The organism is Mesorhizobium amorphae, assembly GCF_014843845.1.
Lineage (GTDB): Bacteria > Pseudomonadota > Alphaproteobacteria > Rhizobiales > Rhizobiaceae > Mesorhizobium > Mesorhizobium amorphae_A.
In genome coordinates this window covers 34720-49797 of record NZ_JHQS01000008.1, presented here as the reverse complement: position 1 = coordinate 49797, position 15078 = coordinate 34720, and the positions used below count along the sequence as shown (strand labels likewise).

15 protein-coding genes are annotated in these 15078 nt (G+C 64.4%); 1 reads left to right on the top strand and 14 read right to left on the bottom strand.

Annotated elements, in window-relative coordinates:
• Positions 1-27: 27 nt before the first annotated feature.
• The 4 genes from DH08_RS04330 to DH08_RS04315 form a co-directional block, all read right to left on the bottom strand.
• A complete protein-coding gene (locus DH08_RS04330) occupies positions 28-702 on the bottom strand; it encodes an amino acid ABC transporter permease (protein ID WP_006202866.1) in 675 nt (224 codons plus the stop codon).
• A 219-nt stretch (positions 703-921) separates the two neighbouring features.
• Positions 922-1719 carry an ABC transporter substrate-binding protein gene (locus DH08_RS04325; RefSeq protein ID WP_192178068.1) on the bottom strand — a complete coding sequence of 266 codons (798 nt, stop codon included), beginning with the start codon at positions 1717-1719 and terminating at the stop codon, positions 922-924.
• A gap of 73 nt (positions 1720-1792) precedes the next feature.
• A complete protein-coding gene (locus DH08_RS04320) occupies positions 1793-2989 on the bottom strand; it encodes a pyridoxal phosphate-dependent aminotransferase (protein WP_192178212.1) in 1197 nt (398 codons plus the stop codon).
• 180 nt (positions 2990-3169) lie between these two features.
• Positions 3170-3946 (bottom strand): HpcH/HpaI aldolase family protein, encoded by a 777-nt coding sequence (locus tag DH08_RS04315; protein WP_192178067.1) that lies wholly within the window; start codon positions 3944-3946, stop codon positions 3170-3172.
• A 124-nt stretch (positions 3947-4070) separates the two neighbouring features.
• On the opposite strand from DH08_RS04315, the gene DH08_RS04310 reads away from it, so the two are divergent.
• Complete coding sequence (locus tag DH08_RS04310; protein ID WP_192178066.1) at positions 4071-5162, top strand: LLM class flavin-dependent oxidoreductase; 1092 nt, start codon at positions 4071-4073, stop codon at positions 5160-5162.
• A 1-nt stretch (position 5163) separates the two neighbouring features.
• On the opposite strand, the gene DH08_RS04305 is transcribed toward DH08_RS04310, so the two are convergent.
• The 10 genes from DH08_RS04305 to DH08_RS04260 all read right to left on the bottom strand — a co-directional run bounded on the left by DH08_RS04305 (position 5164) and on the right by DH08_RS04260 (position 15021).
• Entirely contained in the window at positions 5164-5559 is a 396-nt protein-coding gene (locus DH08_RS04305) for a RidA family protein (protein ID WP_192178065.1), read from the bottom strand.
• A gap of 66 nt (positions 5560-5625) precedes the next feature.
• Complete coding sequence (locus tag DH08_RS04300; RefSeq protein ID WP_192178064.1) at positions 5626-6774, bottom strand: acyl-CoA dehydrogenase family protein; 1149 nt, start codon at positions 6772-6774, stop codon at positions 5626-5628.
• A gap of 209 nt (positions 6775-6983) precedes the next feature.
• Complete coding sequence (locus DH08_RS04295) at positions 6984-7796, bottom strand: enoyl-CoA hydratase family protein (protein WP_192178063.1); 813 nt, start codon at positions 7794-7796, stop codon at positions 6984-6986.
• On the bottom strand, positions 7793-8263 hold the full coding sequence (locus tag DH08_RS04290; protein ID WP_192178062.1) for a MarR family winged helix-turn-helix transcriptional regulator: 471 nt from the start codon (positions 8261-8263) through the stop codon (positions 7793-7795). The genes DH08_RS04295 and DH08_RS04290 overlap by 4 nt, the downstream gene beginning before the upstream one ends.
• A complete protein-coding gene (locus DH08_RS04285; protein WP_192178061.1) occupies positions 8257-9030 on the bottom strand; it encodes an SDR family NAD(P)-dependent oxidoreductase in 774 nt (257 codons plus the stop codon). Before DH08_RS04285 ends, DH08_RS04290 begins: the two co-directional genes overlap by 7 nt.
• The gene (locus tag DH08_RS04280) at positions 9027-11321 is read right to left on the bottom strand and encodes a bifunctional salicylyl-CoA 5-hydroxylase/oxidoreductase (protein ID WP_192178060.1); all 2295 of its coding nucleotides are present in this window, start codon (positions 11319-11321) and stop codon (positions 9027-9029) included. Before DH08_RS04280 ends, DH08_RS04285 begins: the two co-directional genes overlap by 4 nt.
• A gap of 144 nt (positions 11322-11465) precedes the next feature.
• A complete protein-coding gene (locus tag DH08_RS04275) occupies positions 11466-12302 on the bottom strand; it encodes an ATP-binding cassette domain-containing protein (RefSeq protein WP_192178059.1) in 837 nt (278 codons plus the stop codon).
• A complete protein-coding gene (locus tag DH08_RS04270) occupies positions 12295-13176 on the bottom strand; it encodes an ABC transporter ATP-binding protein (protein ID WP_192178058.1) in 882 nt (293 codons plus the stop codon). Before DH08_RS04270 ends, DH08_RS04275 begins: the two co-directional genes overlap by 8 nt.
• Positions 13173-14021, bottom strand: a complete 849-nt coding sequence (locus DH08_RS04265) for an ABC transporter permease (protein WP_192178057.1) — start codon at positions 14019-14021, stop codon at positions 13173-13175. Before DH08_RS04265 ends, DH08_RS04270 begins: the two co-directional genes overlap by 4 nt.
• A complete protein-coding gene (locus DH08_RS04260; RefSeq protein WP_192178056.1) occupies positions 14014-15021 on the bottom strand; it encodes an ABC transporter permease in 1008 nt (335 codons plus the stop codon). Before DH08_RS04260 ends, DH08_RS04265 begins: the two co-directional genes overlap by 8 nt.
• Between the last annotated feature and the right edge of the window lie 57 nt (positions 15022-15078).

Here is a 15078-nt window from a genome sequence, read left to right as displayed (position 1 = left end):
GCTTTTGCGGATGGGGTCGAGCTGAGGTCAGCGCGTTTTCTCCGTCTTGAAGCGGCGTTCAAGCAGGCTGACGAGGCGGACCATCGGCCAGAGGAAGATGAGATAGACCAGTGCCGCGCCGATCAGCGGCGAGGGGTTGGCGTAGAGCGACTGCGCGTTGGTCGCTTCCTTGAGCAGTTCCGGCAGCGCCACGGTGGAAGCCAGCGAAGTGTCCTTGAACATCGAAACGCAATTGCTGGTCATCGGCGGAATGACCACACGGATCGCCTGCGGCAGCACCACCTTGCGCAAGGTCAGCAGAAACGGCAGGCCGAGCGCCTGCGCCGCCTCGAACTGGCCGCTCGGAATGCTTTCTATGCCGGAACGGAACACCTCGGCCGAATAGGCCGCCATGATGATGGCGAACGCCGTCACCGCGGACGTCCAGGACGACAGGCGTATGCCGAGGAACGGCAGCGCGTAGTAGATCAGGATCAGCACGACCAGCACCGGCATCGCACGGAAGATGTCGATGTAGCCGACTGCCAAGAGCCGCAGCGGCTTCGGCGCGTAGAGCCGCACCAGGCTGATCGCCAGCCCGATCGGGATGCCGATGCCGATGCTGAGGATGCCGAGCAGCAGCGTATTCAGGAAGCCGCGCAGCAGCGCCGGCAGGCTCGACATCATGACGTCGGCGTTGAAGAAGGTGTCCAGCAGCGACATGGGAGCATTCCCGAAACGGTTGGCGTCCCGCGACGCTAGAGCAAAGGATGCTCAAGTTGAAACCAATATGTCCCGCTGAGGGCAAGACAACGCGGCCGCTGGCGCTGGTGCATGAAATAGGAGCGCTGTGCGCCCTCTGCGGATCGGCAGCAGGCGCGGCGCCACCGTGAAAATCGTGCCGGCCTGGAGAGCCGGCACGATTGCAGCGAAACCTGCCGGTCAGGCCTTCGGCAGCGGCATTTCCTTGACGGTCGAGGAATCGGCCGGTGCGTCGCTGCCGAACCACTTCTTGTGGATCGCGGCGATCGTGCCGTCCTTCTTCATCGCGCTCAGCGCGTCGTTCAGCTTGCCGAGCAGCGGATGATCCTTGGTCATCATCAGGCCGTACTGTTCGCCGGTCTTGATGCGCTCCTTGACGGTGAGGTCCTTCATCTTGGTGAAGGAGTATTCCATGCCGGGAATGTCGCTGACGGCGGCGTCGACGCGGCCGGCGCTGAGATCGAGCAGCAGGTTCTGCTGCGTGTCATAGCCCTTCACATCGCTGAACCCGCCGGCCGCCTGGTGCTCCTTGACCCAGGTTTCGCCGGTCGAGCCGGACAGCACGCCGATGATCTTGCCCTTGAGGTCGGCCTCGGCCTTGATCGGGCTGTCGGTCTTGGTGGCGATGCCCATGTCGGAATCATAATAGGGCTGGGTGAAGGACTGCGACTTCAGCCGCTCCGGCGTGATGGTGATCGACGAAATCGCCACGTCGATGCGCTTCGACGTGGTGGCGGCGAACAGTGCCTGGAAGCCGAGATCGGCGATTTCCGTCGTCATGCCGATGCGCTTTGCCGCTTCGTTGACGATGTCGACTTCAAAGCCCTCGAAAGTGCCGCTCTCGTTCTTGTATTCGAACGGCGGGTTGGTCGGATAGGCGCCGACATTGAGCACATCCGCGGCATAGGCGGTGGCGGGGCCGGTGGCGATGCCGATGGCGGCTGCGAGAAGAAGCAGATTGCGACGCGTGAAGCTCATTGGTGTTCCCTCTGTTGTTGAACGGGCGGGTTGGTCCCGCACGGCTTTTTGCCGCCCCGTTTCCGGCAGGGCGTCAATTCATGGCAGCGACCATGCGATCGAGCGCGGTCGCTATCTGGTCGCGGTCACGGCACACGCACATCCGCAGGAAGGCCGTTGCCGAACTTCCGAACAGGTGGCCGGGTGCCAGCCCGACGCGCGCCGTCTCCAGGATTTTTGCACAGGCGCGACGGGCGTCGCCTTCGCCTTCCATCGCGAAGAACGCATACATGCCGCCGCGCGGCTTTTTGGGCAGAACGATGCCGGGGATCTCAGCCAGCCTGTCATAGGCGAGGTCGAGGCCGGTCTTGATCCGCTGCCGGATCTCCTCGACCAGCGGCTCGCCTTGTCGGATCGCCGCCACGGCGCCGGCCTGGATCGGGGCTGCCGTGCCACTGTTCACGTATTGGGTCATGGCGCCGAGCTGGTCGGCCACATCAGAGGGATGGGTCAGCCAGCCGACGCGCCAGCCGGTCATCGCCCAGGCTTTCGAGAAACTGTTGACCGAGAGCACCCTGTCGCCGTCCTCGGCGATCTGCAGGATCGAAGGCGCCACGTCGCCGTCGAAATAGAGCCGGCTATAGACCTCGTCGGAGATGATCCAGATGCCGGTGCGCCGGCTGAAGTCGAGCAGCGCCTGCATCTCCTCGCGCGACGCGGTCCAGCCCGTCGGGTTTGACGGCGTCGACAGGAAGATCGCGCGCGTGCGCGCATCGCAGGTCGCAAACAGCCGGTCGAGATCGAGTTGCCAGTCGCCCTTGAAGTCGAGTGAAAATGGGCGCGGCTCGCCACCGATCAAATGGATGGCGTTGTGGATGTTGGGCCATTGCGGCGCAACGTAGACGACGTTGGTGCCGGTATCGACGAGCAGATCCAGAGCCAGGAACAGGGCCTGCATGCCGCCGGGCGTGACCGTGGTGCGCGCGATCGGGATCGGCCGGCCGTGGATGCGCGTCTGGTACTCAGACAGCGCTTCATTCAACGGGCCGTGGCCGCGCATGTTGGGAACGTAGAAGGTCAGGCCTTCATCGAACGCCGTCTTGGCTGCATCACGGATGAAGGCGGGCGTCACCATATCGCCTTCGCCGTACCAGAGCGCGATCACGTCGCCCAATTCGCGGGCGCGCACGGCAAGGTTGGCGATGTTTTCGGTATGCAGATCGCGAATTTGGGCGCGCACACCATCGAAAGCGTAACGCGCGCTGGCCAGAGACGACGACTGGGGCAGCATGAACGACAAGGACTGAACCTCGCACCCTGAACGCCTCGACAGGGACTGCCGGCAAGCCCGTCCGGCACGGCAGCCACGATCGATATTGAATGCTTATCCGAAGCGCCGGACTTTTCAAGGTAAAAGTTTTAAGCTTAAAAAGTTTTCCGCTGTACCATAGGCGGTGCACTTCAGGCCGAATTACCGACGTTCGTCTCGTCCCAGTTCAGCGCGGGCGGCGGCATGGTTGGCCGCAGCGCCGGCGCCGAGGAACATCGTGTCGCTGGCCAGGATGAAGAAGCTGGCGCCGGTGGCTGCCCATTGGCCGACAGGCTGCGGGCTGGCGCAAAATATGCCGGCAGCTTTGTTGTGCGCGATCGCCGCGCCGATGATCGTCCGGATCGCTGCGTTGAGTTTGTCGGTGCCTTTCGCGCCAATAGCGTCGATCGACACAGAAAGGTCTCCGGGGCCGACGAAGATCACATCGATGCCGTCTACGGCTGCGATCGCCTCGATATTGGCGAGCCCGTCGGCGGTCTCGACCTGCACCGCGACCACGATTTTGGCGTTGGCCTCGGCGATATATTCCGGAATGCAGTAGCCATAGCCGGCGGCTCGACCGGGCCCGACGCCGCGCTCGCCTTGCGGCGGATAGCGAGAGGCCATCACCGCCGCCTGGGCCTGGGCGGCGGTCGAGATGCGCGGGATCAGAACGCCCTGCGCGCCGCTGTCGAGTGCGGCGGCGATCGCTTCCGGCTGATGGCCGGGCACGCGCACCATGGCCGGCACGCGATGGATGTCTGCCGCCCGCACCATGTTTTCGATCGTGTCCCGCGATATCTGGGCATGCTCCCAGTCGATGCAGAGGAAATCGAGACCGGACTGCGCCATCACCTCCACCGCAACCGCATGCGGTATGGCGGCGAACGAGCCGACGAGGTTCTTCTTGCTGATGCATTTCTGGCGGAATTCGCTCATGCCCATCCCTTTCCTGGTCCTGCCCAAATCCATATCCGCAAACGACGGTCGAGCGAAGCTATTTCAGGCTTGAAATATTTTCCCGTAGCCGTAGCCTGCCGTCTCCCGCCGAGAGTTTTCAGACATGATCAAAGCCCATCCCCTGCATGGCCCGAACAGGTTGAAGCTCGGCGTCTTTTCGACCAATGCCGATGGCGGGCTTGCCATCACCGATGTACCGGAACGCTGGACGGCGAGCTGGCCGTACAATCTGACGGCGGCCCGGATCGCCGACCGCGCCGGGCTCGAATTCATGCTGCCGATCGCGCGCTGGCGCGGTTTTGGCGGTCGCAACAACGTGCGGGAGTGGTCGTTCGAGACCTTCACCTGGGCGGCGGCACTCAGCATGGCCACCGAACAGATCGGCCTGTTCATGACCGTGCATGTGCCGCTCGTGCATCCGCTTTACGCCGCCAAGGCATTGGCCACGGTCGACCATATCAGCCAGGGCCGCGCCGGGCTCAACATCGTCTGCGGCTGGAATCCGAAGGAATTCGGTATGTTCGGCATGCCTCTGGTCGAGAAGGGCTACGACCAGGCAGCCGAATGGATTGAAATCCTGGAAAAACTCTACGCCTTGGACGAGCCTCTCGATTATGAAGGCACCTACTACCACCTCAAGGAGGCGGTGAGCCGCCCGGCCAGCCTGCAGCGGCCACGGCCGGTGACCATGAATGCCGCTTTCGGGGGGCCGGGCCGGGATTTCGCGGCGGCCAAATGCGACTATCTGTTCACGACCTTTTCCGAGATGGCCGATGCCGGCAAGCACGTCGCCGACATAAGTGAGCGGGCGGACAAGCAGGGGCGTGATGTCGGCGTCTACACGGTGGCGCATGTCGTCTGCCGCGAGACGATGGAGGAGGCGCAAGCCTATTACACGCGCTATGCCGTTGATATGGCCGACCATGATGCGGTCGATGCGCATATGGCGGGCAAGAAGGAATTCTCGCAGTCGCACGATACGCATGCCTATGATCGCTACCGGCAGCGCTTCGCCGGCGGCGCCGGCACCTACCCGCTGATCGGGACGCCTGAAACCATCGCCGCCGACATGATCGCCATCGCCGGGCACGGCTACCAGGGGATTGCGCTATCCTTCGTCAACTACACGCAGGACCTGCCCTATTTCTGCGACCGCGTGCTGCCTTTGCTGAGACAGGCGGGCTACCGGGAATAGCTCAGTCCGGAATCACCGCAGTCGCCTGGATCTCCACCTTGGCGCGATCCTCGACCAACGCCACCACCTGCATGGCGGCCATGGCCGGAAAATGCCGGCCGATCACCGCACGATAGGCCTCACCGATACCCTTGAGGTTGGCCAGATACTCGGCCTTGTCGGTAAAATACCAGGTCATCGAGGTGATATGCTGCGGCTCACCGCCGGCCTCGGCCAGCACCGCGACTATGTTGGCCAGCGTCTGCCGCACCTGGCCGACGAAATCATCGGTCTCGAACCGGCATTGCCCGGTCCAGCCGACTTGGCCGCCGATAAACACGAGCTGCCCCCGCGCGGCGACGCCATTGGCATAGCCGACGGGTTTCGCCCAGCCTTCCGGCTGCAGGATGGTGTGCATGTCTGGCCTCCCGATACTTCGCAAAAATGTCCAGTTCGAAAATAATTAGCCGTATAATTTCCGGCCTCAGGCGGCGCCCATCACTTGCCTGGCGATCACCACTTTCTGCACGTCGGATGCACCCTCATAGATGCGCAGCGCCCGGATCTCGCGATAGAGGCTCTCGACGATATGGCCCTTGCGCACGCCGTCGCCGCCGTGAAGCTGCACGGCCCTGTCGATCACCTGTTGCGCCTTGTCGGTGGCGAACAGTTTTGCCATCGCCGCCTCCCGCGTCACCCGCGGGGCCCCCATGTCCTTGGTCCAGGCGGCGCGATAGATGAGCAAGGCGGCGGCATCGACATCGAGCGCCATGTCGGCGATATGGCCCTGCACCATCTGCAGCTCGGCCATCGGCGCGCCGAACAGTTTTCGGTCGGCCACCCTGCCGATGCTTTCGTCCAGCGCCCGGCGGGCAAAACCAAGCGCTGCAGCGCCGACGGTCGAGCGGAAGACGTCGAGCACCGACATGGCGATGCGGAAGCCATCGCCCGGTTTGCCGATCAGCGCCGAGGTTGGAACACGGGCGTTTTCGAAGGAGAGCCGTGCCAGCGGATGCGGCGCGATCACCTCAAGCCGTTCGGCAATGCTCAGGCCTTTCGTTTCTGTCGGCACGATGAAGGCTGAAAGTCCCTTTGCGCCGGGCGCCTCGCCAGTGCGGGCAAAGACGATATAGAGGTCGGCGATGCCGCCATTGGAGATCCAGGTCTTTTCGCCCGACAGCAGATAGAAGTCGCCGTCGCGCGTGGCCGACATCTCCATGTTGGCGACATCCGATCCCGAGCGCGGCTCCGACAGCGCGAAGGCGGAAATCGCCTTGCCGGCGCGTGTCTTCGCCAGCCATTGCTGCTGCTCGGGCGTGCCGAACAGGCTGAGCGCGCCGGTGCCGAGCCCTTGCATGGCAAAGGCGAAGTCGGCCAGCCCGTCATGCCGGGCCAGCGTCTCGCGGGCGAGGCAAAGCGTGCGCACGTCGAGCGGTCCGGGATTTTCGGTATCGAGCGCAGTTGGTTTCAGCCAGCCGTCCCGCCCGAGCTTCGCCACCAGCTCACGGCAGGCGGCGTCGACATCGTGGTGTTCGACCGGCAGGTTTTTCGCGCACCAGGTGTCGAGCTGTTCGGCGAGCGCGCGGTGGCGATCCTCAAAGAACGGCCAGTTGAGGAAGGAACGGTCAGGCATGCCGGAAGCCTCCTGCGTCGCGTTCCGTCACACCCCCCTCTGTCCTGCCGGACATCTCCCCCGCAAGGGGGGAGATTGGCAGTTTCGATCTCACCGCCCATCCTGCAATGTCAGTGATTGGCGAAAGCATTGCGGTCAGCTGATCTCCCCCCTTGCGGGGGAGATGGCCGGCAGGCCAGAGGGGGGTGCCTGGGCGACAACCGTTCATCTCAATTGCCCTCGAACACCGGCTTTTCCTTGGCCACGAACGCCTCGTAAGCCCGCTCGAAATCGCCGGTCTTCATGCAGATCGCCTGCGCCTGTGCTTCCGCCTCGATCGCCTGGTCGAGCCCCATTGACCATTCCTGGTTGAGCTGCGTCTTGGTCATGCCATGCGCGAAGGTCGGGCCGGAGACGATGCGCGCTGCCATCTCCAGCGCATCCGCCTCGAGTGTCGCGGCATCGACAAGCCGGTTGTAAAACCCCCAGCGCTCGCCTTCGGCAGCACTCATCGTCCGGCCGGTGTAGAGCAGTTCGGCGGCACGGCCCTGGCCGATGATGCGCGGCAGGATCGCGCAGGCGCCCATGTCGCAGCCCGCAAGGCCGACGCGCGTGAACAGGAACGCCGTCTTCGCCTCCGGTGTTGCGATGCGGATGTCCGATGCCATGGCGATGATGGCGCCGGCGCCGACCGCCACGCCGTCGACCGCCGCGATGATCGGCTTGCCGCAATTCAGCATCGCCTTGACGAAATCGCCGGTCAAGCGGGTGAAGGCGAGCAGTTCCTTCATGCCCATCTTGACCAGCGGGCCGATGATGTCGTGGACATCGCCGCCCGAGCAGAAATTGCCGCCATTGGGCAGGAACACGACGGCATCGACATCGTCGGCGTAGACCAGGTCGCGGAACGTGTCGCGCAATTCGGCATAGCTGTCGAAGGTCAGCGGGTTCTTGCGTTCTGGCCGATCGAGCCGGATCTTTGCCACCCGGCCTTCGACTTGCCAGAGAAAATGCTTCGGCTTGCGGCCTGCCATTTGGGTCATTCGCGTCCCTCCCAATTGCTGCGGAACGAGGTCAGCATGCCGGTCAGCCGGCGCGCTTCGTCCTCGCTGACATTGCCTAGCAGTTCACCGACCCAGCCTTCATGCGCGGCGGCGATCATGGCGAAGGACCTCACACCTTCCTCCGTCAGCCGCACCATCGAAGTGCGGCGGTCGCCGTTGCGGCGGGCCCGGGCGACAAGCCCTTCCGACACCAGCCGGTCGACGATGCCCGTTACATTGCCGTTGGACACCAGCAGGAAGCGCGACAAATCGCTCATCAGCATGCCTTCCGGCGCACGGTAGAGCGCCGCCATCACGTCGAAGCGCGGCAGCGTCGTGTTGAACTCCTTCTTCAGCCGCTCGCGCAGCTCCGCCTCTATGGTGCGCGAGGCGCGCAGCAGACGTATCCATAGACGCAGCCGGTCCTTGCCGGGTCCTGAAGGGGTGGGCAGGGGACCGGCTACCATGTCTCGCCTCCTGAAATCGAAATCGTCTGCCCGGTGATCGATGCTGCCGCATCGCCGCACAGCCACAGCACCGCGGCGGCGACTTCCTCCGGCTGGATGAAACGTCCCTGCGGATTTGTCGAGGACAGGCTTGTGCGTGCGTCCTCGACCGAGCGGCCGGTCTTTTCGACGATGCGCTGGATGGAGGTTTCCAGCATCTCTGTCTCGACGAAGCCCGGGCAGACGGCATTGACGGTGACGCCGGATCTGGCGGTCTCGGCGGCGAGAGCCCGCATCAGCCCGACCACACCATGCTTGGCAGCGACATAGGCCGAAACGTAAGCGTAGCCTTTCAAACCGGCGGTCGAGGCAACAAAGACGATCCGGCCGACCTTCCGCGCCGCCATGCCGGCCAGCGCCGGCTTCACCGTCAGGAACGCGCCGGTCAGGTTCACGTCGAGCGTGCGCTGCCAGTCGCTGAGCGCGGTTCTGTGCGCCGGGGCGCTGCCCGACATGCCGGCATTGGCGACGACGATGTCGAACGGTCCGCGCTCTGCTTCCGCCTGGCTGTAGAGGGAGGTCATCGACGCCTCATCGGTAACGTCGGCGGCAATGACGAAGATGCGATCGCTTTCCCCTGCGACGTCGGCAAGTGCTGCCTCGCGCCGGCCGCAGATGGTGACGTTGATGCCGGCACCGGCCAATGCCAGCGCGATGGCCCGGCCGACGCCGGAGCCGCCGCCAGTGACCAGCGCGTGCTTGCCTGTGATTGTTCCAGGCGCGCTCATACTTTCAGCCCCGCTGCCGCATCGCGCTCGGCCAGCCGATAAATCTGGTCACGGCCCGGCAGATAGGGATCCGGCCATTTGACGCCGCGGTCGCCAAGCGTGACCGCCGCATGCAGCGTCCAGTAGGGATCGGTGAGATGCGGCCTTGCCAGCGCAACCAGATCAGCGCGGCCGGCCATCAGAATCGAGTTGACATGGTCCGGCTCGTAGATGTTACCGACCGCCATCGTCGCCATGCCGACCTCGTTGCGGATTCGGTCGGAAAACGGCGTTTGGAACATGCGGCCGTAGACAGGTTTTGCCGACGCCGAAGTCTGCCCGGCCGAAACGTCGCAAATATCGACGCCAGCGTCGTGCAACAGCTTGGCGATCTCGACCGCGTCGGCAGGCGTCACGCCTTCGATGCCGACCCAGTCATTGGCCGAGATGCGCATCGAGATCGGTTTCTCGCCTGGCCATACGGTGCGCACCGCGCGGAAGACCTCGAGCGGAAAGCGCATGCGGTTTTCCAGCGAGCCGCCATAGTCGTCGGTGCGCCGGTTGGTGATCGGCGTGATGAAGGACGACAGCAGATAGCCGTGCGCGGCATGGATCTCCAGCATGTCGAAGCCGCAGCGTTCGGCCATCTCGGCGGAAGCGACGAACTGGTCGCGCACCAGATCCATGTCGGCGCGGTCCATCGCCTTCGGCACCTGGTTCTGCGGCGACCATGGCACCGACGATGGCGCCATCACCGGCCAGTTGCCGGATGACAGCGGCACGTCAGTCCCCTGCCAGCCGACCCGGGTCGAGCCCTTGGCGCCGGAATGGCCGATCTGGGCGCAGATTTTCGCCTCGGTCTCGGCATGGACGAAATCGACCAGGCGCTTCCAGGCCACCTCGTGCGCCGGCGTGTAGAAGCCGGTGCAGCCGGGCGTGATGCGGCCTTCCGGGCTGACGCAGGTCATCTCGATGTAGAGCAGGCCGGCACCACCCTTGGCCCGCTCGGCATAATGGGCAAAATGCCAGTCGGTCGGACAGCCGTCGACGGCCTTGTACTGCGCCATCGGCGAAACGACGATGCGGTTGGCGAGCACCATGTCGCGCAGCTTGAACGGCGCGAACATCGGCGCGCGGCGCAGGCTGTTGCCGCCGGCGCCGGCCTGGCGCTGGAACCACTCCTCGGCGCCGGCCAGCCATTCGGCGTCGCGCAGCCTGAGATTCTCGTGGCTGATGCGCTGCGAGCGCGTCAGCAGCGAATAGTTGAACTGCACCGGGTCGAGACCCAGATAGCGCTCGACCTCCTCGAACCATTCGAGCGAATTGCGCGCCGCCGACTGCAGCTTCAGCACTTCGGTGCGCCGCGCATCCTCGTATTTGCGGAACGCCGCTTCGAGGTCAGGCTCGGACTCGACATAGTCGGCCAGCGCCACCGCACTCTCCAGCGCCAGCTTGGTGCCGGAGCCGATCGAGAAATGCGCCGATGCCGCCGCGTCGCCCATCAGGGCAAGGTTCTTGTACGACCAGCGTTCGCACAGCACGCGCGGGAAATTGATCCAGGCCGAACCTCTTATGTGGTTGGCATTGGTCATCAGCGCATGGCCGCCGAGATGTTTTTCGAAGATACGCTCGCAGACGGCGATCGACTCCTGCTGCGTCATCGCGCCGAAGCCGAAGCGCTCCCAGGTCTGCTCGCTGCATTCGACGATGAAAGTCGCGGTTTCGCTGTCGAACTGGTAGGCATGCGCCCACACCCAGCCATGCTCCGTCTTCTCAAAGATGAAGGTGAAGGCGTCGTCGAACTTTTGCTGCGTGCCCAGCCAGACGAACTTGCATTTGCGGGTATCGATGTCCGGTTTGAACACGTCGACGAAAGTGCCGCGCGCTCTCGAGTTCAGACCGTCGGCGGCAACCACCAGATCGTGGCTCTCCATGTACGGGCGCGGATCGGCGATGTCGGTCTCGAATTCCAGTCTGATGCCGAGCTCGCGCGCCCGCCGCTGCAGCAGGATCAGCAGCCGCTTGCGGCCGATGCCGCAGAAACCGTGGCCGGTCGAGACCGTGCGCACGCCATCGTGGATGACGGCGATGTCGTCCCAATAGGCGAAATGCTTCTTGATCCAGACGGCGCTGACCGGATCGTTTCTGGTCAGGTTCTCCAGCGTTTCGGCCGACAGCACGACGCCCCAGCCGAACGTGTCGTCGGCACGGTTGCGCTCGAATACCGTCACCTCGTGCGTGGCGTCTCGTAGCTTCATCGAGATGGCAAAGTAGAGGCCGGCCGGTCCGCCGCCGAGAACCGCAACCTTCATGCCTGCGATCTCCTCTTCGCTTTCCGGGTCGCCGGCAAGGCCGGCGATCCCGACGCTCAGTATCGCGCCGCGGGCAAATTATTTCAAGCTTAAAGTTTTATATCGAAATGATTCCCCGCATCCCCGCGTGGCATGCGAATGCGTTCACGCCGATGCCTTTGTCATGGCAAGTGTACCCAGCCAGGCCGGGTCGATTTCGGGCAGTGGGATGGCTGATATCAGGTCGCGTGTGTAGGCGTCCTTGGGACTGTCGAACAAAGCGTCGGTGGCGCTCGCTTCGACGATCCTGCCTTCGCGCATGACGATGACCTGCTGGCAGAGCCGCCGGATCACCGACAAATCGTGACTGATGAAAGCGACGGTCAGGCCCATCTCGGCCGCGAGCTTTTCCAGCAAGGTGAGGATCTGCGCCTGCGTCGACACATCGAGGCCGGAGACGATCTCGTCGGCCAGCACGAACTTTGGTGACAGCGCCAGCGCCCTTGCGATGCCGACGCGCTGGCGCTGGCCGCCCGACAATTGGTGGCGGTAGCGGCCGGCGAAATTCTGCGGCAGGCCGACGCGCTGCAACGCCTCGGCGACTCGGGTCTTGAGATTGTCGCCAAGGCCATTCTGTTTCAGCGGCGCCGCGATGATGCTGAAGATGGTTCGGCGCGGATTGAGCGACGACATCGGATCCTGGAAGATCATCTGCAGGTCGCGGCGCAGCGGCCGAAGCTCAGCTTCCGAAAGATGGCTGATGTCGCGCCCTTCGAAGCTGATCGAGCCGGCGCTGGGTTCGATCAACCGCACCAGGGCGCGGCCGAGCGTCGATTTGCCGGAACCGGATTCGCCGACGATGCCGGTCACCGATCCCTTGGGCAGGTCGAAATCGAGCCCCTTCAGGATCTCGGCTAGCGGCGCCCGGCCGATCAGCGGCTTGCGGGTCATGTCGGGCAGCGCGACCTTCAGTCCGCGCACGGAGATGAGCGGCTCAGCCATGCGGTCGCCTCCAGGCCTGGTCGGCGGCGGCAATCTCGGCAGCCAGCCCGGCCAGCACGGCGTCATCCACCGGTCTCAGCGAGGCGAGCGGATCGGTATAGCGCGGCGTGGCCGCCATCAGCGCCCGCGTATAAGGGTGCTGGGGTGCTGCGAACAGCGCCGCGGTCTCGGCCTCTTCCACCACCTTGCCGGCGTAGAGCACCGAGACCCTCTGGCTGATCTTGGCGACGACGCCGAGGTCGTGGGTGACGAACAGGATCGCCGTGCCGTGATCGCGCTGCAATTGCGCGATCAGGCGCAGTATCTGCTTCTGCACCGTCACGTCCAGCGCTGTCGTCGGTTCGTCGGCGACGATCAGCCTTGGTTCGGCGGCGAAGGCCGCCGCGATCAGCACGCGTTGGCGCATGCCGCCGGAAAGCTCGTGCGGATAGCTTTTCAGCACCCGCTCCGGATCGCGGATCTGCACCTCGTCCAGCAACTGGCGGATTCGGTTGTCGGCCCTCTCGTCGCTCCAACCGAGAATGCGCACCAGCCGGTCGGTCATCTGCGGGCCGATGCGGCGCGACGGGTTGAGCGCGGTCAGGGGATCCTGCGGGATCAGCGCCGTGCGGGCGCCGATCAGCGTGCGTCTTGCCTTCGGCTGAAGTTGGCCGAGGTCTTCGCCTTCGAGCAGCATGTCGCCTTCGGCGATGCGCACGCTGGGCGGCAGCACGCCGAGCACCGCCTTGCCGATCATCGTCTTGCCGGCGCCGCTCTCTCCGACCAGCGCACGCACTTCGCCGGGCTGGACGGAGAGCGACACCGAACGTAGTACGCGCTGCCCGTTCGGCAGCACGGCGCTCAACGAGCGGATGTCGAGGCAAGCCGCGCTCATCGCAGCACCGGATCGAAACGGGCTTTCAGCGCCTCGCCGAACTGGCTGAACGACAGCACGGTCAGGATCAGCGTGATCAGCGGAAACACCAGCACCCACCAGGCCTGGTGGATCGACAGCCGGCCCTCTGCGATGATGCCGCCCCAGGTCGGGTCGTCGGTCGAGATCGACAGATTGACGAAGGACAGGATCGCCTCGACGATGACAGCGATGCCCATCTCGAGCGACAAAAGCGCGACGATCGACGGCACCACATTGGGCAGCACCTCGCGCAGCATGATGCCGATGCGGCCATAGCCGGCGATGCGGGCATTCTCGACATAGTCCATGCGCGACTGGCCCATCGCCTCGGCGCGGATCACCCTGCAGAAGCGTGTCCAGTCGATGACAGCAATCGCAATGATGACGGAGCTGAGGCCGGTGCCGAGCACGGCGACCAGCAGGATAGCGAACAGCACCGGCGGGAAGGCCATCCAGATGTCGACGATGCGCGAGATGATTCGGTCGGCCCAGCCGCCGAAATAGCCGGCGATCAGCCCGAGCACCGAGCCGACCAGACAAGCGGCGATTGCCGCGGCGAAGGCGACGATGAAGGCGATGCGGCCGCCGAAGATCAATCGCGACAGCAGATCCCGGCCGAGGCTGTCGGTGCCCAGCCAATAGCCGGGCTCTGTCCCGTCCAGCCAGAAGGGCGGCAGCCGCTCCAGCATAAGGTCCTGTGCCAGCGGATCCTGCGGCGCGACCAGCGGCGCCAGGATCGCCGCCAGCAGCGCAAGCAGCAGCCAGCCGCCGGCAAGCCACAGCCTCGGCCCCACGCCACGCCTGGCGATGCGTGCGTCATCCATGGCGCAGCCTTGGATTGAGCAGCGCATACATCATGTCTACAGCAAGGTTGATCAGCACGAACAGCAGTGCGAAGACCAGCACGATGCCCTGGATCAGCGGCAGGTCGCGGTTGATGACCGCATCGATCGCCATATTGCCGAGACCCTCATAGGAGAACAGCCGCTCGACGATGACCGTGCCGCCGATGAGGAAGGTGAACTGCACGCCGACCAGCGTCAGCGTCGGTAGCGCCGCGTTCTTCAGCGCCTCGCGCAGGATGACCTGCGTTTCCGAAAAGCCTTTCACCCGCGCCAGCACGACATAGTCGAGGTCGAGCACTTCCTTCAGCGACTGTTTCAGCAACTGCGCGATGATCGCCGCCAGCGGCAGCGCCAGCGCCACGGCCGGCATCAGCATATGTTTCAGCAGGTCCCAGGTGAGGTCGAAACGCAGCCGCAGCATGCTCTCGACGAGATAGAATTGGGTGACGAAGGGCAGGTCGAGCTGTGGCGACACCCGGCCGGAAATGTCGAACACGGGTATAAGCACGCCGAACAGCAGGATCAGCACCAGGCCCCACAGGAAGTCTGGGATGGAAAGTGCTGTCCCGCTGGCGATGTCGATGCCGGCCTCGACCGCCGTGCCGCGTTCGCGCGCGCCGAGGATCGCCGCCGAGCCGCCGATCGCCACCGCCATCAAAAGCGCGACTGTGGCGAGCTCCAGCGTCGCCGGCAGCCGGTTGAAAACAAGCCCCAGCACGTCTTGCCGCAGCGAGATCGAGGTGCCGAAATCGCCGCGCACGACGCCTCCGAGCCAGATGAAGAATTGCTGCACGATCGTCTTATCGAGACCGTACAGCGCACGCAGCCTGGCGATGTCGGCATCGCTGGCACCGGGCGGCAGCATCATCGCGATCGGGTCGCCGGGCGCGACGCGGATGACGACAAAGACGACGACAGCGACGCCGAACAGCGTGATCGCCATCGTCAGCAGACGGATCAGAAATCTTTGCAGAAGCATGGTCGCCTGTACGTCTGGCGAAAAAGGGCGCGCCACCTCTTGCTGTGGCGCGCATGC